At 70.5% G+C, this 22,529-nt stretch carries 18 protein-coding genes and 1 pseudogene; 10 read left to right on the top strand and 9 right to left on the bottom strand.

The window, feature by feature from the left end:
* Positions 1–84: 84 nt before the first annotated feature.
* A complete protein-coding gene (locus tag C5E10_RS00110) occupies positions 85–981 on the top strand; it encodes a LysR substrate-binding domain-containing protein (protein WP_104329906.1) in 897 nt (298 codons plus the stop codon).
* Positions 982–1,422: 441 nt separating this feature from the next.
* Here the strand turns inward: C5E10_RS00110 and C5E10_RS00105 are convergent, their stop codons facing one another.
* On the bottom strand, positions 1,423–4,020 hold the full coding sequence (locus C5E10_RS00105) for a tetratricopeptide repeat protein (RefSeq protein ID WP_181062564.1): 2,598 nt from the start codon (positions 4,018–4,020) through the stop codon (positions 1,423–1,425).
* Positions 4,021–4,227: 207 nt separating this feature from the next.
* Between C5E10_RS00105 and C5E10_RS18970 the strand changes: the two genes are divergently transcribed.
* Entirely contained in the window at positions 4,228–5,574 is a 1,347-nt protein-coding gene (locus C5E10_RS18970; protein ID WP_181062563.1) for a hypothetical protein, read from the top strand.
* A gap of 65 nt (positions 5,575–5,639) precedes the next feature.
* On the opposite strand, the gene C5E10_RS00085 is transcribed toward C5E10_RS18970, so the two are convergent.
* Together C5E10_RS00085 and C5E10_RS00080 are read right to left on the bottom strand one after the other, a co-directional pair.
* The gene (locus C5E10_RS00085; protein WP_104329902.1) at positions 5,640–6,284 is read right to left on the bottom strand and encodes a response regulator transcription factor; all 645 of its coding nucleotides are present in this window, start codon (positions 6,282–6,284) and stop codon (positions 5,640–5,642) included.
* On the bottom strand, positions 6,281–7,483 hold the full coding sequence (locus C5E10_RS00080) for a sensor histidine kinase (RefSeq protein WP_181062562.1): 1,203 nt from the start codon (positions 7,481–7,483) through the stop codon (positions 6,281–6,283). Before C5E10_RS00080 ends, C5E10_RS00085 begins: the two co-directional genes overlap by 4 nt.
* A 133-nt stretch (positions 7,484–7,616) precedes the next feature.
* Here C5E10_RS00080 and C5E10_RS00075 point away from each other — a divergent pair, with 133 nt between their 5' ends.
* The gene (locus C5E10_RS00075) at positions 7,617–8,408 is read left to right on the top strand and encodes an ABC transporter ATP-binding protein (RefSeq protein WP_104329900.1); all 792 of its coding nucleotides are present in this window, start codon (positions 7,617–7,619) and stop codon (positions 8,406–8,408) included.
* A complete protein-coding gene (locus C5E10_RS00070; RefSeq protein ID WP_104329899.1) occupies positions 8,405–10,528 on the top strand; it encodes an FtsX-like permease family protein in 2,124 nt (707 codons plus the stop codon). Before C5E10_RS00075 ends, C5E10_RS00070 begins: the two co-directional genes overlap by 4 nt.
* A gap of 791 nt (positions 10,529–11,319) precedes the next feature.
* Here C5E10_RS00070 and C5E10_RS00065 read toward each other — a convergent pair.
* Positions 11,320–11,922 (bottom strand): response regulator transcription factor, encoded by a 603-nt coding sequence (locus tag C5E10_RS00065; RefSeq protein ID WP_104329898.1) that lies wholly within the window; start codon positions 11,920–11,922, stop codon positions 11,320–11,322.
* Entirely contained in the window at positions 11,919–13,193 is a 1,275-nt protein-coding gene (locus C5E10_RS00060) for a sensor histidine kinase (protein WP_181062561.1), read from the bottom strand. Before C5E10_RS00060 ends, C5E10_RS00065 begins: the two co-directional genes overlap by 4 nt.
* A 184-nt stretch (positions 13,194–13,377) precedes the next feature.
* On the opposite strand from C5E10_RS00060, the gene C5E10_RS00055 reads away from it, so the two are divergent.
* Positions 13,378–13,872, top strand: coding sequence for a small multidrug efflux protein (locus tag C5E10_RS00055; RefSeq protein ID WP_104329896.1), 495 nt, complete (start codon positions 13,378–13,380; stop codon positions 13,870–13,872).
* A gap of 55 nt (positions 13,873–13,927) precedes the next feature.
* Here C5E10_RS00055 and C5E10_RS00050 read toward each other — a convergent pair.
* Positions 13,928–14,678 (bottom strand): annotated as a pseudogene (locus tag C5E10_RS00050) (formylglycine-generating enzyme family protein).
* Between the two features lie 73 nt (positions 14,679–14,751).
* On the opposite strand from C5E10_RS00050, the gene C5E10_RS00045 reads away from it, so the two are divergent.
* Entirely contained in the window at positions 14,752–15,651 is a 900-nt protein-coding gene (locus C5E10_RS00045; protein WP_104329895.1) for an alpha/beta fold hydrolase, read from the top strand.
* Between the two features lie 58 nt (positions 15,652–15,709).
* Here C5E10_RS00045 and C5E10_RS00040 read toward each other — a convergent pair whose 3' ends face one another.
* Positions 15,710–16,732 (bottom strand): nitronate monooxygenase, encoded by a 1,023-nt coding sequence (locus C5E10_RS00040; protein WP_219820295.1) that lies wholly within the window; start codon positions 16,730–16,732, stop codon positions 15,710–15,712.
* A 246-nt stretch (positions 16,733–16,978) separates the two neighbouring features.
* Complete coding sequence (locus C5E10_RS00030; RefSeq protein WP_104329892.1) at positions 16,979–17,410, bottom strand: MarR family winged helix-turn-helix transcriptional regulator; 432 nt, start codon at positions 17,408–17,410, stop codon at positions 16,979–16,981.
* Positions 17,411–17,564: 154 nt separating this feature from the next.
* Here C5E10_RS00030 and C5E10_RS00025 point away from each other — a divergent pair, with 154 nt between their 5' ends.
* From C5E10_RS00025 to C5E10_RS00010, 4 genes are all read left to right on the top strand, one after another.
* On the top strand, positions 17,565–18,476 hold the full coding sequence (locus tag C5E10_RS00025; protein WP_104329891.1) for an SDR family NAD(P)-dependent oxidoreductase: 912 nt from the start codon (positions 17,565–17,567) through the stop codon (positions 18,474–18,476).
* Between the two features lie 174 nt (positions 18,477–18,650).
* Entirely contained in the window at positions 18,651–19,694 is a 1,044-nt protein-coding gene (locus C5E10_RS00020) for an ABC transporter substrate-binding protein (RefSeq protein WP_181062560.1), read from the top strand.
* 32 nt (positions 19,695–19,726) lie between these two features.
* Positions 19,727–20,776: an iron ABC transporter permease gene (locus C5E10_RS00015; RefSeq protein ID WP_219820294.1), complete on the top strand. Its 1,050-nt coding sequence runs from the start codon at positions 19,727–19,729 to the stop codon at positions 20,774–20,776.
* Positions 20,773–21,540, top strand: a complete 768-nt coding sequence (locus C5E10_RS00010; RefSeq protein WP_104329889.1) for an ABC transporter ATP-binding protein — start codon at positions 20,773–20,775, stop codon at positions 21,538–21,540. Before C5E10_RS00015 ends, C5E10_RS00010 begins: the two co-directional genes overlap by 4 nt.
* 80 nt (positions 21,541–21,620) lie before the next feature.
* Here C5E10_RS00010 and C5E10_RS00005 read toward each other — a convergent pair whose 3' ends face one another.
* The gene (locus tag C5E10_RS00005; RefSeq protein ID WP_146080099.1) at positions 21,621–22,223 is read right to left on the bottom strand and encodes a hypothetical protein; all 603 of its coding nucleotides are present in this window, start codon (positions 22,221–22,223) and stop codon (positions 21,621–21,623) included.
* Positions 22,224–22,529 lie beyond the last annotated feature (306 nt).

Raw genomic sequence — 22,529 nt, 5'->3', positions numbered from 1 at the left:
TGAGCGAACACATCGTTCGCGAAACACGCACAATGGTGGCGTGGACGGTGACGTCCGCGACCAGGATCAGCGGCTGGAGGGCCCATGGAGACACGACGCCTCGAGTACCTCGTCGACCTCGACCGGCTCGGCTCCATGCGTGCGGTCGCCGAGCTGCACCGAACCACGACGTCCGTCGTGTCGCAGCAGCTCGCACTCCTGCAGCAGGAGCTGGGTGCGCGACTCCTCGAGCGAATCGGACGCGGGGTGCGGCTGACCGCCGCGGGTGCTCGGCTCGCGACGCGCGCATCCGGAATACTGGCGAGCCTGGATGAAGCGAAGCGCGACTTCGACCCCGACGGTGAGCCGCAAGGCACCCTGCGCGTTGCCGGCTTCGCCACGGCGGCCCGAGCCCTGTTCCCGATCATGCGCGAACTCGCCGCCTCGCACCCGGGGGTGCGCCTCGTCCTCGAGGAACAGGAACCCGACGAAGCGCTGGCGCTCGTGGATGCCGGCCGAATCGACCTGGCACTCGTCTACGACTACACGCTCGCGCCGCTGCGCATCCCCGCCGGGTACGAGAGCGTGCGTCTCTGGCAGGGGGAGTGGGGCATCGGCATGGCGGACCGCCACGCCGACGCGCTCCCGGGCCGCGGGCTGGTGCCGCTGCCGAACCGCGAGCTCATGCTCGCGCTGCGCGACCAGGAGTGGATCGGCAACTCCAGGAACAACGCCGACGAGATCGCGATCGGCGTGCTCGCATCGCTCGCCGACTACGAGCCGAATGTCACCCACCAGTCCGACGACCTGGCCCTCGTCGAAGACCTCATCGCCGCTGAGTTCGGGGTCGGGATGCTGCCCCTCACGAGGCAGCAGCGCGACAACGTGCGGATCGTGCGGATGCAGGACCCGCCCATGCTGCGCGCATCCGCCGCGTACCTCCGCGGCACCGCGGAGTGGCCGCTGCTGCGCCACGTGCTCGACCGGCTCACCGCCGGCTGACGACGTCTCCGGCCGGCGCCCCAGACCCGCCGCCTGCCTGACCACCGCCCTGCCTCGCCGCCGCCAGCCAGCCCGAACGCCGGGTCGTACGCCTGGTCTCGGGCTGGAAAGGTCACTTCGTTCGGGGAATGTTCGCGCAACGAAGTGAGTTCGCCAGCCCGAGGTTCAAGTGACGAGGTCGGGATGCGCGCTGCGGCTCGTGAAGAGCGAGGCGCAGCTCGGGGACTGGATGCGAGGTCCGGCGCGCCTGCCCGCCTGCCCGCCTGCGCACCCGCGCACCCGCGCGCCCGCCTGGTCTCGGGCTGGAAAGGTCACTTCGTTCGGGGAATGTTCGCGCAACGAAGTGAGTTCGCCAGCCCGAGGTTTGGGTGTCCCGGTCGGGGCGCGCGCGGCGCAGCCCGGGAATCAGGCGCGCGGCGGGCCGGATGCGCGCGGCGGGTCTCAGACGGAGTCGAGCTCGGCGAGCAGCGCGCGAGCACGCTCAAGCTGCGGCGTCGCCACGTCTGGCGTGCTGGAGTCGCTGCCTGCCAGCAGGGATTCGAGGTGCTGTCGCGCCACCTCCGGCACCCCCGCGCGGAGCTCGGCTTCCGCGAGTCCGAGCAGCGCCCTGGCGCGTTCGTGCGCGTTGGCGGAACCCTCGGCAACCTCGAGGGCGAGCGCATGGTGCCCGGCCGCATCCGCCACCCGGCCGGACTGCAGGTGCAGCTCACCTAGGTTGTTCCTCACCGAGGCGACCAGCGACGAGTTGCCCATGGCCTCGGCAAGCGAGAGCGCGGCCCCGTGCTGTGCCGCCGCTGCGTCACGGTCACCGAGGCCGGCAAGCGCGAGCGCGAGGTTCGTGAGTGCGTACGCGTGCGGCAGGCCTGCCTGGTGCTCGGTCAGGCGGACGGCGTCGCGCGCGGAGTTCGCCGCGCTCGAGAAGTCGCCGAGCTCCACCTCGACGTCGCTGAGGTTGACGAGGGCCACACCAGCTGCGACCACGTCGCCCCGGGTGAGGGCGATTCGGTGGGCTGCTCCATGCCGCGCTCTGGCGCCCTCGAGGTCGCCCAGGCGCCGCAGCACGATCCCGAGGTTGTCGTTGAGCGACGCCGCGAAGTGATCGAGCCCGCCGTGCTCGGCGGCGGCGACGGCCTGCTCGAACCGTAAGGCCGCCTCGTGGAGGTCACCGCCCTGTGCGGCGAGGATGGCCAGGGTGTTCGAGGCCTTGAGCACAAGCTCGTCGTTGCCGACGTGTTCCGCGAGCTGCTGTGCACGCAGGAGCTCGGCACGCGCATACGGGCTGCCCATCCGCACCATCGACTGGCCGACGCGGTGCGCTGCCACCGCCATGGCTTCCGGGTTGGCGCGGGCCTCCGCACGACGGAGGGCCTCACGGTGCACCTGTTCGGCGGTGCGGTGCCGGCCGTCCACGTCGAGGTGGTGCGCGGCGAGCTCGCTGACCTCGACCGGCACCTCGGGCCGTCTGTCCGCGACCGCCGCGGACAGCTCGATGAGCACCGGCAGCTGGCTCCGCCAGAACTCCGCCGCGTCGCCGTCGCCGAGTTGTGTCTTGAGCCCGCGGTTCCCCTCCGAACGCTCCGAATCAACGGCCTGTCGTGTGCTCGAACGTGCTCGCTCGGACGCGTCGGGGTAGCTGATCTCGAGCGCAGCCCAGCCGCGCCGGAGGTAGAGATCCAGCACCCGGTCGAGTGCGGCCCTGCGCTCCACCGGGGCATCCTCCTCGAGGCTGCGCGACAGCGCGAACGATCGGACAACCGGGTGCAGCAGCGTCGCCCCGGTCGAGCGCTGCACGAGCTGCGCCTCCTGGAGGGCATCAAGGGCCGACGCCTGCGCGAGTGTCGAAGGGCCCGTGGATGCGCGCAGCTGGTCACGTGCATCCGCCACGACCCCGACGGCCGCAGTGTCGAGGCCATCGCTGGGAATCGATGCGAGGAGACGCAGCGTGCGCTGGACCTGCGCGTCGAGCGCCGCGTAGCTCAGCTCGATCGACGCGCGCAGCGGCCCATCCGGCGCGGTTTCGCGCTCGTCGAGCTCGTCGAGGTGGTCAGCGAGCCGCCAGTGCGGTCGCTGCAGGATGCGCGTGCACAGGAGGCGTGCGGCCAGCGGCAATCCGCCGGTCGCGGCGGCGAGACCCTGCAGCGCTTCCGGCTCCGAGTCGGCGCGGTCCGTCCCGATGCTGGCGCGCAGGAAGGCGCCGGTCTCCTCGTCGCTCCAGGGGGTGAGCTCAACGAGCCGCAGCCACGGCGCTCGCTCGGCCTCGTTCCGAGATACGACGATGGTGGGGGTCCGCAGCGCACGGATGAGCGGCTCAAGGGGAGCGAGCTCGCTGACGTCATCGACGAAGGCCCCGATCCGGCGCGCGGCTGCGGCGTCGGCGACTGCGGCGATCACCGACGCCTCGGTGTCGCGGGCCTCCGCGGGCACGTCGAGCGCGCGAGCCAGCGCGTCTGCGAGCGAACGAGCATCCGCGGCCCCACCCTGGCTCAGCTGCTCGCGCACGTTGACGACCACGACGTCGCTGATCGCGCCCGTGTCCAGCAGGGAGTGAAGCGCCTGGACCGCGAGCTGCGTCTTGCCGACGCCCGGCATCCCCGTGATGACCGCGGGCCCCTCGCTCGCCGTCAGCATTCGAAGCTCATCCGCCCGCCCGACCAGGGGCGTCGCGGGGCTGGTGGACTCGTCGAGGCCGAGCCTCGCAACCCGAAGTGCCGTGCCGCCGCTCAGCACGCGGCCGCACCAGTCGGACCACAGCTGTGCGCCGCGATCGTCGACGCCGAGCGCCCGCACGATGTCGAGCACCAGGGGCACATCGAGGCGACGGCGACCGAGCCTGAAGCAGTCGTAGACCGTCATGCGGCCGACCGCTGACTCCCGCGCGTGGGCCCCACGGCCGATTCGAACGTCGCGAACACGCTCCGTGAGCTCCGAGAACGACGGAGCACCGGAGCGCTGGCGCAACCGCCGAAGACGTCCGACGAGCTCGTCGAACGTCGCGGGAGGGAGGTCGGGATCGTCGAGGGTCGAGACCGGCGCGCTCATGCCGATGAAGGTAGCAGAGAGGGGGATGGTCGCATCCGCGGGCCGGGCCGGGCGTCCGAGGGGCATCACGCGTCGACCCGTACGGGTTCGTACGGGGTCGGGGCGCGCCCTTGCCGCGCCAGATGGCATCCCGCGAGGCTGGTGTGGCCGCGCCCTGGGCAAGAAGACGCGGCCGATGCTGCTGCTCGACGAAAGGTGACCTCCCCTATGACCACACGACGACGGACGCGGCGGCGCGCGGCCCTGCTCACGGGAGCCTCGCTCGCACTCGGCGGGTTCCTCGCTGCGGCAGCGGCACTCCCAGCCTCGGCGGCACCAGCCACCGCCGGAAGCTACTCGGGTACCACCGACAGCGGTCGCGACGTCGAGTTCGCCATCGATGGCGATGGCACGCTCACCGGCTTCTCGACCACCAGCACCTGCTCGATCTTCGGGATGTTCCCGCAGACGATCTTCATCGTGTGGCCCGGCGACAACCCGCCCGTGGATGTCGAGGTCGGCGTGCCGTTCGAGGTCGAATGGGAGCTGAGCGGCGGCAGCGGCACCACCACCTACGAGCTCTCCGGGGTACTGGATGCGGATGGCACCTTCACGGGCGAAGGACTGGCGCAGATGGACCTGCCCGTCCTGCCCTGTGTCGCCTCTCCCTTCGAGTGGACCGCAGCGATCGGCGGCGTGACCCCAGAGCCCACCGCGACGGCGACCGCCACGGCAACGCCCACGGCGACGCCCACGCCGACTCCAACGCCGACAGCCACCCCGACTGCGACGGCGACCCCGACTGCCACGGCGACCCCAACTGCGACGGCGACCGCCACGGCAACGCCCACGGCGACGCCCACGCCGACTCCAACGCCGACAGCCACCCCGACTGCGACGGCGACCCCGACTGCCACGGCCACCCCCATCCCGACGCCGACGCCGACGCCGACTCCCACGCCAGCGCCCGCGCCCATCGGTGCTGAGGATCTCGCGGAAGAACTCCGCGGCGGCATCTCCGTGCCGGCATCCGCCGAGGTCGGCGGAACGGTCGCCCTCGGCGTGGGCGCCGACTACGCGGGCGCGACGGTCAACGTCTGGCTGCAGACCCCGGAGCCGCTCCTGCTCGGCTCGGTGCTTGTCGACGACGCCGGGAGCATCACCGTGACACTGCCGGCCGAGCTGGAGCCCGGAGCCCGGACCATCGCGGTCTCCGACGCCACCGACGCCGTGATCGGCTGGGACGCCATCGAGATCGTGCCGAGCGCGTCCACGCCGCCACCGACGGCCACTCCGACGGCGACCGCAACGCCGACAGCGGCCCCGACCACCTCGCCGACCTCCACGAGCGGCGAGACACCGACGGCCACCGCGTCGCCGACCTCGACTGCCGGCCCTGGGTCGACGAGCACGACCCCGTCGGCGGGCGGAACGGGCGGATCCCACACCCCTGACGCGCTCGCCAACACGGGCTTCGACGGCACGGCGACCTTCGGCTGGATCGCCGGGTTCGGCGCCCTGCTGCTCGGGCTCGGGGCCTACGGCTTGACGCGCCGTCGCCACCACCAGAGCTGAGCTCGCCTGGACGACGACGGAGGCGGGAGTCGCACGCAACGGCTCCCGCCTCCGTCATCGCTCGCTCACCTGACGACGCCCATCCGCCACGCCCATGCCGCGATCTCGACGCGGTTGCGGGCACCGAGCTTCACGCTGATGTTGCGCGCGTGCGTCTTCACGGTCGAGACGGAGACGAAGAGGTCGGCGGCGATCTCCTCATTGGTGCCACCGCGCGCGATGGCGGCCGCGATCTCCACCTCCCGTTCGGAGAGCTCGTGCTCGACGCTGGTCGGAGTTCTTCTCGCGGCGGTGCCGGCGAGTTCGCCCAGCAGCCGCACCGTGATCGAGGGCGAGACCAGCGCGTCCCCGTCGGCGGCGGCGCGAACCGCCTCGACGAGCAGCCGCGGTCCTGCATCCTTGAGCATGAAACCGGATGCACCCGCCTGCAGCGCCGAACGCAGGTACTCGTCGCTGTCGAACGTGGTCACGATGACGACCCGCGGCGCGTCAGGCCGAGCGGTGATGATCCGTGTGGCGTCGAGCCCGTTCATGCCGGGCATTCGGATGTCCATGAGCACGACATCCGGGTTCGTCTTCGTTGTCGCGGTGACCGCCTCGTCGCCGGAGCCGGCGACGCCCACCACGCGGATGTCTCCCTCGGCTTCGAGGATCATGCGGAATCCGGCGCGCACCATCTCCTGGTCATCGGCGAGCACGACGGTGATCATCGCTGCGTCTCCAGGGGGAGGGAGACCGCGACGGTCCACGTGTCCGAGGTGCCCGCGCCGGCGCGCATCACCCCGCCGAGGGCGGTGACCCGCTCGGTCATGCCCGTGAGTCCGAACCCGGCCGTGGCGTCCTCGCGAGCACCGGCGGGCACCCCGTCGTTCTCGATCTCGAGCACCAGCTCGGCGTCGATCACCCGCACCGACACCGCGGTGGTGCCCGCAGGCGCGTGCTTGCGGGCATTCGTGAGCGCCTCCCTGACCACGCGGTACGCGGATTCGCCGACGCCCGGCGGTAGGGGCGCATCCGCGTCCTCGAGGTGCAGGGTCGTGCGCTCGCGGGCTGGGTCGAACCGTTCGACCAGCGTCGGGATGTCAGCCAGACCGTATCCGACGCTTAGGGATGCGGGTTTCCCGTCGCTGTGCTCGTCGCGGATCGCGCCGACCATGCGCCGCATGCCGGTGAGCGCCTCAGTGCCGGCCGCCTCGATGGCGGTCAAAGCCTCGGCGGTGCGCTCAGGGTCGTCGCGGGCGACAGCGAGTGCCGCCTGGGCCTGCACGACGATGCCGGTGACCTGGTGCGCGACCACGTCGTGGAGCTCACGCGCCAGCTCCAAGCGCTCGGTTCGGCGGGCGGCCTCCAATGCGGATTCACGGCGGAGGCGCACGAATCGAGCTGCGACACCGCCGATCACGGCGCACCCCCAGACGAGGATGGCGAGCAGGATCGCGGTCTCGTCGACGCCGATGCGGAGAAGCGTGAGGGCAAGCGCGACCACAAGCGAGCCGCCGCCGACGGCGATCGCGCCTCGGAGAGAAGCGGCTCGCACGCCGAACACCGTGAGCGCGGCGAGGGCTGCCGACTCGGTCAGCGAGAACCAGGGGAAGCCGACGGATGCGGCAATACCGGATGCGAGGAGCGAAACCGTGAACGCGGACAGCACGGTGAGAGTGACGGGCAACCGGCCTCGGGCGACCACGAGCGCAGCCACGACGAGAGCAACGAACGCGGTCGTCATGGCGCCAGCGATGAGGGCCTCGGCGGCACCGGACTCCGGGACGACCGCGGACCGGGCGGCGAGCTCGAAATCGACCACGAGCAGGAACACGAGCGCCACGAGCTCGGCGACCTTCGGCGCCGCCTTGAGGCGGACTGGGAGGGAGCCGAGCCGCCCTCGTCCGCCGTCGCTGCTTGTCGTCACACATCCATCCTCGCGGAACCGGCTTGAGCTCAACTGCGTCTCACCAGCAAATCGTTCGAAGGGACGAGCGAGCCGGACATGACCGTCCCCTCGGTCGAGGCGGGCAGGCACCCATGCATCGGAGGGTTGATGCATGACTCAAGACCTCGGCGCTGTCCGCTCCCAGCCCTCCGTGCAGCCGGTCCCGCTGGCCGCTCAAGCAATCGACGTCGTACGCGAATACGGCGCCGCTGGCAACCGTGTGCGCGCCCTCGACGGGCTCAGCCTCGACCTGCCCGCGAGGCGGTTCACGGCCATCATGGGTGCCTCCGGTTCAGGCAAGTCGACCCTGCTGCACTGCCTCGCGGGGCTCGACCAGCCGACCTCCGGCCGTATCCTGCTCGGCGATACCGACCTCGGGCGACTCGACGACGCAGCCCTGACGGCAGCACGCCGAGACCGGATCGGGTTCGTGTTCCAAGACGGCAACCTGCTCCCGCATCTCACCGCGGGCGAGAACATCGATCTCGGAGCGTCGCTCGCCAGGCGTCGCCCCGAGCGTGGCTGGCGGGCTGAGCTCGTCGAGCGGCTCGGCATCTCCGACCGACTCCGGCACCTGCCTGCACAGCTCTCGGGAGGTCAGCGCCAGCGGGTCGCCGTTGCGAGGGCCCTGCTCGGACGCCCCGACCTCATCGTCGCCGACGAGCCGACCGGTGCCCTCGACAGCGAATCGGGCCGCTCCCTGCTCGCGCTCTTGCGCGCGTGTGTCGACGAGTACGGGCAGACCGTCGTGATGGTCACCCACGACCCGGTGGCCGCCGCCGTCACCGACGAGGTCGTGCTGCTCAAGGACGGGAGGGCGGCCGGCACGCTGCCCTCGCCGACCCGCGGTCGGGTGCTCGAGAACGTCGCCGCGCTCGCGGCCGGTGCGGGGGTTTCCGGATGATCGTCATCCGCGCGGCCGCCAGGAGCGTGCTCCGGCGGCCGGGCCAGGCGGTCCTCATCGGCATCGCGATCGTCGCGGCGGCCGCCTTCGCGGCGGCGTCATTGCTGATCGCGCTCAACGCGCGGACCGCACTCGTGGCCTTCGGCATGAGCACGCCGGCGGCGGCGGATGCAGTAGTCCTCCCACACGCGGAACTCGCGACGGAGGCGGTCACGGAGATCGCCGAGCGCGCGCGTACGCTCCCCGGCGTGGACGAGGTCGCCGTCGAGTACCTCGGCGACGTCGAAGTGCAGCTCGGCGGCTCCACCACCGTCTGGAAGCTGACGAGTGACCCCGGCACCGGCCCGCTGAGCGGCATCGGCGCGCTGACTGCCGGCGCCCCGCCGGAGGTCGGCGAGATCGTCATCGGCGCGAGCACGGCCGAACGCTCCGGCGCCTCCGTCGGCGACGTGTTCGTGGCGGGCGGCCATGAGCTCACGGTCGCCGGCATCGGGCAGGTGCACGAGTTCGGTCAGGATGTCGCCCTCATCCGGGAGCAGGACGCAGTCGCGATCGGCGACGCCATGACCCCCATGCAGATCTTCGTGACGGGCGAGCCCGACCTCGACGTAATGGGCGCGGTGGCGGGCCAGAGCACTGTCGTGGGCGGCGAGGAGCGGCGCGCGGAGGAGGCGCGCTCGGTCACCGACACGCTCGTGGGCGTCTTCGGCGCGCTCACGGTGTTCGTCGGCCTGGCCGTGCTGTCCGCCGTCGTGATCGTGAGCTCGACCTTCCGCATCCTGCTGGCCCGGCGAGCCGCCGAGCTCGCGCTGCTGCGCTGCGTCGGGGCGTCCCGGGCTCAGGTCCGCCGCTCGGTGCTCGTCGAGGCGGCGTTCATCGGACTCGTCGGCGGAGCAGCGGGCGTCGCAGTTGGGCTCGCGGTCGCAGCGGTGCTCGTCGCGGCAGCGAGAGGGGCCGGGCTGATCACTGCACCGTTCGACGCCGCGCCTGCGGGTCTCATCGCCTGCCTCGTCCTTGCCGCGGCCTCCTCCATCGTCGCCGCACTCCCGGCTGCACGGGCAGCGGGCAGGACCCCGCCGGTCACCGCGCTCGGGGAGGCGCGCTCGTCGGATGCGCGTCCGCTGCGCGGAGGGACCCGCGGTTTGACCGCGGTCACAGCGACCGCTTTCGCAGCCGCCGCCGCGGTCGCGGGGGTGGCCGTCGCGCCCACCGACGAGTTCCTCGGTCTCGCGCTCGCCGCGCTGAGCGGCACGCTCGTCTTCGCGGCACTCGTCGCTGTCGGGCCCCTCCTCATCCGCTGGTCGGCCCTACTGTTGCGGCCCCTCGCATCCCGGTCAGTCGCCCTCCGGCTGACGATGTCCAACGCGCGTCGTGCGTCCCGCCGCACCGCCGCCATGACCACCGTGCTGACGCTGGGTGTCGGCCTCACAGCGGCGCTCACCGTCGGCGTCGCCGGCGCGACCGCCGACGCTGAGGCCAGCGTCGCCCGCAACTTCCCCACAGCGGCCATCATCCCCGTCGACCTCGTGGATGACCCAGGAGCGGTCGTCGACCGCCTCTCCGCTGACCCATCCGTGGAGGCTCGCCTCGGCGACCCGGACATCCTCATCGACCCGGCCCCGGGGGTGGCGCCCGAGGCGCTCCGATCAGCCGTGCTCGACCGCCTGGACGCTGGCATCCCCGTCTACTGGGCCGCCGACGTGCAGGCGGGGATCGAGCAGACGATCCTCATCGGCCAGCTCATCGGCGCGGCAATGATCGGGGTGACGCTGCTCGTCGCGATGATCGGGGTCTCCGTCACGCTTGCGCTCTCGGTCGCCGAGCGGCGACAAGAGATCGCGCTGCTGCGCGCCCTGGGCGTCAACCGCGCAGGGACTCGCCGCTCCGTCGCGGCCGAGGCAGCGCTCGCCGCTACGATCGGCGCGGCGATCGGCGTTGCCGTTGGCGGCGGGTACGGGCTGCTCGCCCTGCACGTCCTCGGCATGGCAGGCGGGGTGCCGCCCTTCGGGGCGCTTGCGGGCCTCGGGGCAGGCGTGATCGCCGCGTCGGTGCTCGCTGCGCTCGCGCCCATGCGAATCGCGAGCCGCGTCCAGCCAGCCATCGGCGTGGCCGCCCGCTGACGCGCGGCGGCGGCCAGTGGGTTCGCCGGTCTGCCTGCCCTGCCTGCCGCCCGCCTGCCCGGCCTGTGGGTTCGTCGGTCTGCCTGCCCGGCCTGTGGGTTCGTCGGTCTGCCTGCCCGGCCTGCCGGTCTGTCCTGCCTTTCGCCCCGCAACCCGTCCGTCTGCCCGTCTGCCCATTCGTCGCCCGCCAACTCGGGATGGGGAAGTCACTTCGTTCGGGGAAGGTTCCTGCAACGAAGTGATGTTTCCATCCCGAAACTGGACGTGGGTGTCCTTAGGCCCGTGGGTTTCGTCGGGCTGGCGAGTGGATTGGTTCGGGTGGGTGTCCGACGGTGCTGTGAGTTTCGGGTTGGGGAAGTCACTTCGTTCGGGGAAGGTTCCTGCAACGAAGTGATGTTTCCATCCCGAAACTGGACGTGGGTGTCCTTAGGCCCGTGGGTTTTGTCGGGCTGGCGAGTGGATTGGTTCGGGTGGGTGTCCGACGGTGCTGTGAGTTTCGGGTTGGGGAAGTCACTTCGTTCGGGGAAGGTTCCTGCAACGAAGTGATGTTTCCATCCCGAAACTGGACGTGGGTGTCTTTAGGCCCGTGGGTTTTGTCGGGCTGGCGAGTGGATTGGTTCGGGTGGGTGTCCGACGGTGCTGTGAGTTTCGGGATGGGGAAGTCACTTCGTTCGGGGAAGGTTCCTGCAACGAAGTGATGTTTCCATCCCGAAACTGGACGTGGGGGGTGGTGGGGGCGGCCAGGCCAGGTCATGTCAGGCACCAGGCCAGGCCAGCCTGCAACCGCCGCGCTAGATCCAGCCGCGCTCGCGGGCCACGACGGTCGCCTGCTGCCGTGTCGACACGGCGAGCTTGCCGAGCGCCGACGACACGTGGTTGCGGACGGTACCGGGGGAGAGGTGCAGGGTGCGGGCGATCTCCGCGATCGTCTCGCCCCGCTGCCCGGCACGCAGCACGTCGAGCTCTCGGTCGGTGAGGGGGCTGCGTTCGTCGGCGAGCGCATCCGCGGCGATCTCCGGGTCGACGTAGCGTCGGCCAGCGGCGACGCGGCGGATGATGTCGGCCACCTCCTCGGCGCGGCGGGACTTCGGGATGAACCCCTCCACCCCCGCGGAGAGCGCCCGACGCAGCACCCCGGGCCTCGCGTGCCTCGTGACGACGATGCACCGCACCTCGGATAGCCCCTGCAGGCGCTCGGCGACTTCGACACCGTCGAGGCCGGGCATCTCGAGGTCGAGCAGGCAGATGTCGGGCTTGAGGCGCAGGGCCTCCTCGACGGCGGCCGTGCCGGTGCTGCACTCGGCGATCACCTCGAGGTCGTCCTCGAGGCGCAGGAGCGAGGCGAGCGCCGTGCGGATCATGTCCTCGTCGTCGGCGAGCAGGACCCGGATCATGCGTGTCCCTCCGCGCTCGCCGCAGCCTGCTGGTCGGCGATGGGCAGTCGCACCTGCACCGTGAAGCTCGTGCCGTCGTTCCAGGCTTCGACTTCACCGCCGCTCGACTCGAGGCGCTCGCCCATGCCCGAGAGGCCGCTGCCCCAGGCGACGTCGGCACCGGCGCGAGCCCCGGAATGAGTACCGGCCCCGGCCCCGACCCCGCTGCTGTCACTGCGATCGGCGGCGTCGTTCACCATCCGGTAGAGCCACGTGTCGCCGTCACGGCTGAGCTCGATCCGCGCGCGGGCGCCGTCGCCGTGCTTGAGCACGTTGGTGACGCTCTCGCGCACGATCGGCCCGAGCACGGCGGCTGGGGCGGATGCGGTGCCCGGTCCCACGTGCATCCGCACGTCGTGGCCGGCGGCGCGCAGCAGGTCGGCCGCGTTCTCGAGTTCGTCCGGCAGGGGCACGCCTCGGAAGCTCGTCGCGAGCGCCCGGGTGCCGGCGCGCGCCTCGTCGACGGCGCCCTGGGCGGCGCGGATCTGCTCTGCAGCCGCCGCCGGGTCCTTCGTGAGGAGCCGCTCGGCGAGCTCCAGTTGCAGCGCGATCACCTGCAGGTGGTGGCCCTGGAGGTCGTGGACGTCGTTGGCGAGGCGAAGGCGCTCGCGGGTCGCGGCGAGCTGGCTCTCGGCGGCGCGGGCCCGGTCGAGTTCGAGGACGATCTCCCACCACCAGAGGGAGAAGGCGGTCATGGTGGGCAGCATCACGATGAAGAACGCGGGTGCCGAGAACGCGCTGGAGGGGATGCCCTGCCTTGTGAAGCTCGACGCCTCCACGAAGACGAGCGCGGTCACGAGCACCGTCGCCCCGACGACGACCCGCCACCGCACGCCGGGTGTCCACGGCCGGACAGCCAGCACGAACCCGAGAACCCCGACCGCGGCCAGTACCGACGACGTGCCGACTCCGAGCAGCAGCGCGCCCAGTGCGGCGAACGCGAACCCGGTCATGTTGAGCGGCGACCGCGGGTGCCGTTCGCCGTCACGGGCGGCGTGCACGCTCGGTCGGTAGTCGAGGAGCAGGAAGATGCTGGATGCGATCCACGCGACCCCGCCGGCGATCGCGACGGGGAGCCGCCAGGGCGCGTCGAGAGCCGGCGACGCCCAGGCCCACAAGACCCAGAACATGCCCGTGAACGCGACGAAGGAGACGACCCCAACCGCCGTGTACCACCAGGTGGCGGTCACGCCGCGGGCCAGCGCGATCTCGCCGATGCGTGGAGTGCTCATCCCTCCACGGTAGGCCAGCGGCGGGTGCCCGACCCGTGACATATGTCACGAACCGGCACGCGCATCCTCACGAGGAGTGGTGACGCGGTGACACTGCCGCTGCGCGAGCATCCCGACTGGAATGGAGTCATCACCGCGGTACTCCGACGCGGCAGCCCAGATCTCAGCTTCGAAAGGCCACACCATGAATCCCATCGCAGAGCTCATCCTCGGCTTCCAGAACCTGATGGCGCAGCTGCCCGAGTGGCTCCAGCCGCTCATCGTGGCGCTCGCTGGCGCGGTTCCCTTCATCGAGGGGGAGGGTGCGGCGACGATCGGCATCATCGGTGGCATCAACCCGGTGATCGCGGCGGTGGCGGGCGCCGTCGGCAACTTCATCGCGGTAGCGCTGGTCGTGTACCTGGGTGCTGCCATCCGGGCCCGCTTCGCGAAGTCGCCGGCGGACGCGAAGCCGAAGACTGCGAGCCGCGAGAAGTTCCAGCGCGCCTTCAATCGCTACGGGGTCGCCGGTGTGAGCCTCCTCGGCCCGCTGCTGCTCCCGACGCACTTCACGGCCGCCGCGCTCGCGGGAAGCGGCATTTCGAAGGGGCGCGTGCTGGTGTGGCAGGCGGCCGCGATCGTCCTGTGGACGACCCTGCTGACGCTCATCGTCACGGGCGTCATCCAGTTCGCGGTCTGACGGCTCGCTGTTCGAGCCGACGCCACGTCAGCTTGAGGAAGGCGGCTGGCGCCGGTCAGCTCTGAGGGGTCCACCCGAACGGGGTGGGCCCCTCCAACGTCGCGCTCGCGATCGGCTGCCGCTGACCAGCCCTGGGCCGCATCCACGGCGTCGAAGCCGCCGCGCGCGACGCGGAACCCGACGTCCTCGTGGTGCATGCGGGGCGCACCGCCGCGGCGAACGGAGGCGCGGACACTCCAGGTGTCGTCGGCGTAGCCGCCGCCTCTGAACACGCGGTAGTCGTCGTAGCGGGCCGGGTCGAGGTGGTCCCAGCACCATTCCCACGTGTTCCCAAGGGTGTCGAAGAGGCCGTTGAGGTTGGGGTGCTTGCCGCCAACGGGCTGAGGGCTGGTGACGCCGTCGAGGCTCGTCCAGGCGACGTCGGCGAGCGGCCCGTACTGGGCGGTGGTCGACCCGGCGCGGCACGCGAACTCCCACTCCGATTCGGTGGGGAGGCGGATGCCGTCGGAGTCGACGTGCCACGTGACCTGCTCGCCGTCGTACGAGTACGCGGGGTCGAGCCCTTCCCATTCGGAGGCGGCGTTGCAGAAGCGGATGGCGCGCAGCCAGCTGACGTCGGTCGCTGGCCGTTCGGGGTGGCTCGTCCCGTCGTCGGTGGCTTCGCCGAGGAGCTCGCCGAGCTGCGACTGGGTGACGGCGTAGACGCCGATCTCGAACGGCTCCAGCTCGACGCGCCTGCGCAGCTTCCGGCGGGCGTCGTGCAGCTCGACGCTGCCGCCTTCGATGGTCGAGAATTCGATATCCATTGGGGCCATCCTCGCACCGGAGGCTGTCACCGGCGCCTGGCGAATGGTTGTCGGGGCGTGAGAGCATGCCGGGGTGATCGACTCCGCCGCCTTCGTGACCACCCCCGACGGTCGTCGCCTGCGCACGTTCGCGAGCGGGCCGCTCGATGCAGGCACGGTGGTCGTGCTCGAGGCGGGTCTCGGTGCGAGCGGACTGTACTGGGGGCTCGTGCACCGGATGCTCGCGGAGCGCGTGCGGGTCGTCGCCTACGAGCGTGCCGGATACGGAGAGAGCACGCCGGATCCCGCACCGCGCACGTTGGAGCGGCTCGCGGATGACCTCGACACGGTGGTGAACGCACAGGAGCCCTCTCGGCTGGTGCTTGTCGGCCACAGTTGGGGTGGGCCCATCGTGCGGCGCTTGGCAGCACGTCGCCTGGCGGCGGGTGCGCCGATGGATGGTGTCGTGCTGGTCGACCAGAGCGACGAGCACGCGGCACTGTATTTCCGGCCTTCGACGCGGCGGCTGTTCGCGTTCTCGGCCGCGGTGCTGGAGCCCGCTGCCCGACTCGGCCTGCTGCGTGCGCAGCTGCGGAGCCTCGTCGATGGCATGGACCCGATCGCGGCGGCGCAGGCGCTGGATGCGTCGACGAACCCGGGCGCTGCGCGGGCCGCCGCCGCGGAGCAGCGAATGGTGCGCAGCGAGCTCGCCGGGTTGCGTTCGCGTCCGCCGCGGCTTGGTGACCTGCCGATGCGCGTGATCTCTGGCATGAAGGAGACGCCGGCCGACCGCACGCGCGGCCCGCTGAGCGCGGCGCACCTCGAGACGGTCGCCGCGCATCCGGGGGCCGTGCACGTGCGGGCGGAGCAGTCGGGCCACGTGGTCACTGCGTCCGAGCCTGAGCTGGTGGCGCAGCAGGTGCTCGAGTTGGCGCTGCACGCCGTCGATCGCGGGGTCGACTCGCGTGCATCCGGAGACGATTCATCGTTCTGAGCGTCAAAGGGAGGCGGTCGCCAACGCCCCCGAGCCCGCCAGGATCAGCGGCGCGGTCTCACGGTTCCAGAGCATCGAGGATCGCGGCGATGGGCCCCTCTTTCGCCTCTCGCCAGCACTGTCCCGCCCAGAGGTTGACGAGCGTGCTGTCGCCCGCGGCCGTGGCTTTCGCCCGCATGGTCCGGGTCAGGTGATGCAGCGCTGGGTACCCGACTGGCGCATCCACGTGGCTCTCGACGAAGTCGTTGACGAGTGCACGCGCGGGGCGACCCGTGAATGCCCGCGTGAAGGCCGTCTCGGTGTACTGCTCATCTGCGAGCGCAGCCTTGTGCACTGCAGACGCTCCGCTCTCGTCTGACCGAAGCACCGCGGTGCCGACCGCCACCATGTCTGCGCCTGCGTCGAGGAGCTCGAGCACCTGGTCGCGACGAGTGATCCCACCCGACGCGATCAGGGGCAGGTCCGTGACCGTCCGGACGCGCTCGACGAGCGTCGCGAGCGGGATGTTCTCAGGGAAGGTGTCCGGGTCCCACACGCCGCTGTGGCCGCCGGCGTCGTATCCCTGAACGGTCAGGGCGTCGGCGCCGGCTGCAGCGGCCTGTCGCGCCTCATCGACGGAGGTCACCGTCTGGATCGTGAGGACCCCGGCCTCCTGCAGCCGCCGAAACGTACCCGCCGAGGGGAGCCCGAACGTGAAGCTCACCACCGGCGTCCGGTTGAGGATGAGCGCATCCAGCTTCTCCGACCACTCGTCATCGTCTTCCAGCCTGGCGGCCATGGTCGCAGCGTCATCGTGCGTCGACGCGTGGTCGCGGATGCTCTCCCAGTACGCGGCGTATCCCGCGTCGTCGATGGGGTGAGGGTTGGGGACGAAGAGATTGACGCCGAACTCCGACACCCCTGCCTCGGTCACCTCGGCGATCTGCGCGTTCAGTGCCGCCGCGGTCTTGTACCCGCCGGCGAGCTGCGCGAAATGTCCTGCACGGGCCGCGGCGATGACGAGGCCGGGGCTGCTCGGGCCGCCAGCCATGGGTGCGACGGCAACGGACTTGAGCGCGTCCAGTGGGGAGGGGAGCGTCATGGTCATGCCTTTCCGCGGGTGTGGGTGGGTTCGGTGATGCGGGTCACCGTGATCCCATGAGGGATCCATGCGTGTGATGGATGTGCAAGCGGAGCTCTGCGAGGAATGCGCCTCGCACCGGAGCCCGGCTGACCGCCAAGCGCTTCAAGGGGTCGTCCTCGCTCAGCATGCTCTCTGGCGCGAATGTTCCGTCGCGCAGCCACGCGAGAATCTGCTGGTAGGACACCCCGCCGGACTCTCGAGGGCTCAGGCCAGGCGCGAAGGCGCGTTGCCGAGGAGCTCGGCGATTCGTGCGAGGTCGGACTCATCGATGTTGGCGAGCGGCGAGCTGGTGGAGGCGAGCTCGACGATCGCGTCGCGAGCTGCACGGCCCTCGGGGGTGAGCTCGATGACGCGCTGTCGGAGGTCGGTCGGGGACGGTTTTCGCGTGACGAGGCCCTTGGCCTCGAGCTGGTGGCACATGAAGGTCACGTTCTGCGGGGTGCAGTGCGTCCGTTCGGCGGCCGTGCGCATCGACGGCGCGGGCGCGTCGGGGTCGATCAGCCAGAGCAGGTGGGCGGTGACTGCGGTGAGTCCGAACTCTGCAAGCGCCGGCTCGAGCGCATCGTTGGTGCGCGCGACGACGTCGTACGCGGCGAAGAGGGCCTCCGACAGCTTCTGCCTGCGCTCGTCTCCCATGGGCACACCCTAGCACTTGCTACAAGACTTGAAGCTTCTGCTACAGTCACTTCAGAACTTGAAGCAAATTGGCGCTCGATGTGCAGCCGCCGCATGGCTTCCGCGCGAGCGCGACCAGCTGCCCGCCTCCGCGCCTGAACAGAAAGCCTGATCAATGGACACACCACGACTCGATGGACAGTCGATCATCGTCACCGGCGCAACCAGCGGCATCGGCTTCTTCGTCGCGGAAGGGCTCGCTCGCCTCGGCGCGCAGATCATCGTGGCGGCCCGCTCCGCGGAGAAAGCGCAGAGCGCCATCGCGCTCCTCGCGGAACCCGCCCGCCACCGCCACCTCGAACTCGACCTCGTAGACCTCGAATCCGTTCGCGCGGCCGGATCGCGCATCGGCGCCGGTCCGCCGGTCCACGGTCTCGTGATGAACGCCGGCGTCATCGCCGCTCACCCCACCTACAGCGAAGGGCCGTTCGGGGTCGAGTCCACGGTCGGAGTCAACGTCCTCGCGCACCTCGAGTTCCTGAGATTGAGCTTCCCTGCGCTCGCGCGCGCGCCTGAAGCGCGGGTGATCAGCACAGGCAGTTTCCTCACGAAGAGGATCCCGTTCGATGCGGACGGCTGGCTTGCTCCATCCGAGTATCGTCCCCGCGCCGCCTACGCGATGTCGAAGCATGCCGCCGAGATCGTCGGCTTCGAGCTCGACCGGCGACTCGTCGCGAGTGGTTCTCGTGTGAGGTCGGTCGTCAGCCACCCCGGTTCCGCGATCGACGCGTTGACGCCGGACCGACCCCCACTGCAGCAGCGCTCCGCACTCGTCCGCGCGCTCGCGGTGGCCGTCGCTCCAGTGTTCTCGAGAGTGGTGCAGGGCAAGGATGCGGCTGCGCAGCCGGCGATCGCCGCGATGACGACACCCCTGCTTCCAGCCGCCGCCTACTTCGGCCCCCGGACGGGAGCCACCGGTGCGCCGATCCTCACGACCCCGGTGCCGACGAGCCTCAACCCTGAACTCGGTCGAAGCGTCTGGCAGCAGGTCGAAGAGCGTCTCGGAGCTCCGATCATCCCTGAGTGATGGACGCGTGCGCGTCTCCTTGCTGCTGGCGGTCACGGGGCTTATCGAACTCATCGCCGCCTTGTCCCCGGCCTCCGCGCTCCTCGTTGGCAGGCCCGGCGCACGCCCGAGCGCGCAGGTAAGGCTATCCTTAGCGAGCCAGTCGGCAGATTCGACTCGATCCAGGGAGCCCATGTGCGTCAGCGCGCCACCTTCAGCCTCGTTCTCACCGCCGCAGTGGTCCTCGGGCTCTCCGGATGCGGCGCGTCGGAGGCGGTCGAGACCAACTCGGCGGCAAGCGCAGGAGATGGGGCGACGCAGTACCCGCTGACCCTCGACAACTGCGGAACGCAGGTGACGATCGACGCGGCCCCGGAGAGGGTCGTCTCGCTCGACCAGAACTCGACGGAGATCCTCCTGTCGCTCGGGCTCCAGGACCGCATGGTGGGCACGGCATCCTGGACCGACCCGGTCCTCGAATCGCTGGCCGACGCCAACGCCGCCGTCCCGAGATTGGCCGACAACGCCCCCACCTACGAGGTTGTTCTCGGCGCGGACCCGGACTTCGTGACCGCCTCCTTCGGCCGGCACTTCGCTGAAGGCGGGGTTACCTCGCGCGATCGATTCGCCGAGACAGGCGTCAACAGCTACCTCTCGCCGACGGACTGCGACAACGGGACCAGCATCAACGGGGGAGGGACACGGACGACGCCGCTCGAGGTCGATGCGCTGTACGCGGAGATCACGGAGCTCGGTGAGATCTTCGACGTCTCAGATCGAGCGGCCGAGCTCGTGAGCGACCTGCAGACTCGCGCTGCAGCGGCGACCGACGGCGTCGACTTCGACGGTGCGACCGCTGCGTACTGGTTCGCCGACACCAAGACGCCCTACATCGCGGGTGGCTTAGGGTCTGCCGCCATGCTCGGATCATCCACAGGGCTCACGAATGTCTTCGCGGACCTCGACGATGACTGGCCCGCGACGACCTGGGAGGACATCGTCGATCGGAACCCGCAGGTGCTCATCCTGGGGGACCTGCAGCGAGACCGATTCCCCGGCGACCGGCTGGACGAGAAGGTCGCGTTCCTGGAATCCGACCCGCTGACCAAGACGATGGATGCCGTGCAGAACAAGCGCTACATCGACTTGCACGGGGCAGAGCTCAACCCGTCCATACGCTTCGTCGACGGCCTCGAGAAGATCAAGGTGTGGTGGGACGAGCACGGGGAGGAACTCTGAGCTCCGCCACGGGCCAGCGTTCCGTCGAATGCGTGAGCCCCGAATCTCCCCGCGCGCCCCGGCCGCCACGGGTGCTGATCGCGTGCGCCCTCGTGCTTGCCGGTCTGCTGCTGCTGCTCGTGTCGGTCGGGGCTGCGATCACGCTCGGTCCGGCGGATATCCTGCCCGTCAACGTCCGCGACATCGTCACGAACCACCTCGGCCTGACCGACATCCCGGTGAAGCTGTCGAAGGACGCGATCGTCTGGGAGGAGCGACTCCCTCGCGCCTTCGTGGCCGCCGCGTGCGGCATCGGCCTCGGGCTCTGCGGCGTGGTCATGCAGTCGCTCCTGCGCAACCCGCTCGCCGACCCCTTCATCCTCGGCATCTCATCCGGCGCATCCACGGGCGCCGTCGCGGTCGGTGTCCTCGGGCTCGGCGGCGCCGCGATCGGACTCTCCGGTGGCGCGTTCATCGGCGCACTCGTCGCGTTCGGGCTCGTCCTCCTGCTGTCTCAGCTCTCTGGCGGCGGGACCGACCGAGTTGTCCTCGCGGGGGTCGCGAGCACGCAGCTGTTCTCCGCCCTGACGTCGCTGATCATCTTCGCCTTCGCCGATTCCGACGAGACGAGGGGTGTCATGTTCTGGATGCTGGGCTCCCTGGAAGGGGTGAGATGGGATGACGTCGTGCTCTGCGTCGTCGTCGTCGGCGCCGGCACAGTGCTCTGCGCGAGGTACGCCCACGCCCTCGATGCCTTCGCGTTCGGCCCAGACGTCGCGGCGTCCCTCGGTATCCACGTCGCGCGTACTCGAGCCATCCTCCTCATCGCGACCGCCCTCATCACCGCCACGCTGGTCAGCGTCGCGGGCGCCATCGGCTTCGTCGGCCTCGTGCTGCCGCACGCCGCCCGACTGCTCGTCGGCCCGCGACACTCGCGCCTCATCCCAGCGACCGCGATCATCGGAGCGATCTTCATGGTCTGGGTCGATGCGGGATCGCGAGTCGCGTTCTCGCCCACCCCGCTCCCGGTGGGTGTCGGCACGGCCCTCGTCGGGGTGCCCGTCTTCATCGCGCTCCTCGCGCGGAGGAGGAAGCGCACGTGACGATCAACGCGGAGGGCGTCTCGTGGAGCCGAGGCGGAGCGCTCGTCGTGGACGGCGTCAGCCTGCACCCCCAGCCGGGCCAGACCGTCGGCCTGCTCGGGCCGAACGGGTCCGGTAAATCGTCGTTGCTTCGGGTGCTCCACGGCTTCGTGAAGCCCAGCGCTGGCCTCGTGACCCTCGACGGCGTCGACATCAGCACCGTCGGGCGTCGGCACATCGCGCGGTCTGTGGCGTCGGTGACCCAGCACGCGGACACCGACGTGGACATCACCGTGCGCGACATCGCCCGCCTCGGACGGATCCCGCATCGCTCAGGACTCGGAGGAGATACCGCCGCTGACGATCGCGCGGTCGATCGCGCCCTCGCCCACGTCGGACTGCTCGATCAGGCCAACCGCTTCTGGCACACCCTCTCGGGCGGAGAACGCCAGCGCGCCCAGATCGCCCGTGCCCTCGCCCAGGAGCCCCACGAACTGCTCCTCGACGAGCCGACCAACCACCTCGACATCCGGCACCAGCTCGAGCTGCTGGAGCTCATACGCGCACTGCCGGTCACGACCATCATCGCCATCCACGATCTCAACCTCGCGGCCATGTACTGCGACGCCCTCGTCGTCCTGCGTGGTGGATCCGTGGTCGCCGCTGGCACTCCGACCGAGGTGCTGACCCCTGAGCTCATCGAAGACGTCTATGGCGTGACCGCCGAGGTCGCCATCGATGCCCGTCGGTCGAACCCGGTCGTCACCTTCACGAGGCCAGGCTGAACGAGGGCGGAACGTGGAGCGGTTTTTCCGGAGGCGCTTGTGCGGTTGCCCTGGAGAAGCCCGAAGTTGGAGCTCGCGAACTAGGCGCACCAGCTGAGGGAGATCAAGCCCTCATGCCCGCGGTTGTTGTTCGAGCTCAACCCCGACGTGGTGCGGTTGTAGTCACTGATCGGGTATCCGAGCGAAGCTGCCTCTGAGTCCGACGCTCGGAATGAGGAGCCGGCGGCTCCGGTTCCCGTGGAGAAAGAAAGTGAGTTGTCCCCCTTGAAACGTGAAGCAGCCATGCCGCCGCCTCCACCGCCTGCGTACCCGCCGCCTCCACCACCCGCAGCGGCACCGAATACGCCGCGGCCGTTGCCGGTGCGCGGGGCTCCGTCTCCGCCGTTGCCTCCGCCGTTGGATCCGGACCCGAAACTCTGGCCGTCGTAACCCTCGACGCGGGTGACGGGGCCCCAGTTGCCGTTGTCGACCACGTAGTGATTGACGCCGCCTCGGCGGCCGCCGTTCTGGCCGTTTCCGACGTTGGCAGGATTGACCGCGAGGCCGGTGCCATCGGAGTTCGCCCCACCGATCGCACCCACGCGTCCGTTCGGAGCGCCACCGCTGCTCGCGGTGCCGTAGTCGAAGCCGGTTCGATCGTCCGGGGCGGTGTACACGGTGACCTGCTTTGTGGACCCTTGCACGGTGTGACGGATGGCAGAACCGCCGCCACCGCCCGAGACGATCAGGGGCGCGCCTCTCACGGCGCCGGCGAGGAGAGCACTGCCGCCTCCGCCGCCACCTGCTACACCGTCATAATCTCGAGGGCCGGGTGTGGAAGCGCCACCAAGCCCGTAGCCGGCACCTCCGAACGCGGTCGACCCATCTCTCTTCACCTCGCCGCCCTGTCCGACCACGATCCCGAACGTGCGCTGACCAGCCGAGGCGTTTGCCGGCAGTGCGATGCGTCCGGTGGACCTACCCCCCTCCCCTCCGACACCCGCGTTCCC

It is taken from the genome of Pseudoclavibacter sp. RFBG4, assembly GCF_002931515.1.
Taxonomy (GTDB): domain Bacteria; phylum Actinomycetota; class Actinomycetes; order Actinomycetales; family Microbacteriaceae; genus Pseudoclavibacter.
This window is presented reverse-complemented; position numbering and strand designations above follow the sequence as displayed.

Coding starts and splice junctions, on each gene's coding strand:
- C5E10_RS00055 (WP_104329896.1), top strand. CDS start 13,378: ATGAATCCCATCGCAGAGCTCATCCTCGGCTTCCAGAACCTGATGGCG.
- C5E10_RS00075 (WP_104329900.1), top strand. CDS start 7,617: ATGACTCAAGACCTCGGCGCTGTCCGCTCCCAGCCCTCCGTGCAGCCG.
- C5E10_RS00110 (WP_104329906.1), top strand. CDS start 85: ATGGAGACACGACGCCTCGAGTACCTCGTCGACCTCGACCGGCTCGGC.
- C5E10_RS00085 (WP_104329902.1), bottom strand. CDS start 6,284: ATGATCACCGTCGTGCTCGCCGATGACCAGGAGATGGTGCGCGCCGGA.
- C5E10_RS00105 (WP_181062564.1), bottom strand. CDS start 4,020: ATGAGCGCGCCGGTCTCGACCCTCGACGATCCCGACCTCCCTCCCGCG.
- C5E10_RS00030 (WP_104329892.1), bottom strand. CDS start 17,410: ATGGGAGACGAGCGCAGGCAGAAGCTGTCGGAGGCCCTCTTCGCCGCG.
- C5E10_RS00040 (WP_219820295.1), bottom strand. CDS start 16,732: ATGACGCTCCCCTCCCCACTGGACGCGCTCAAGTCCGTTGCCGTCGCA.
- C5E10_RS00025 (WP_104329891.1), top strand. CDS start 17,565: ATGGACACACCACGACTCGATGGACAGTCGATCATCGTCACCGGCGCA.
- C5E10_RS00060 (WP_181062561.1), bottom strand. CDS start 13,193: ATGAGCACTCCACGCATCGGCGAGATCGCGCTGGCCCGCGGCGTGACC.
- C5E10_RS00070 (WP_104329899.1), top strand. CDS start 8,405: ATGATCGTCATCCGCGCGGCCGCCAGGAGCGTGCTCCGGCGGCCGGGC.
- C5E10_RS00065 (WP_104329898.1), bottom strand. CDS start 11,922: ATGATCCGGGTCCTGCTCGCCGACGACGAGGACATGATCCGCACGGCG.
- C5E10_RS18970 (WP_181062563.1), top strand. CDS start 4,228: ATGACCACACGACGACGGACGCGGCGGCGCGCGGCCCTGCTCACGGGA.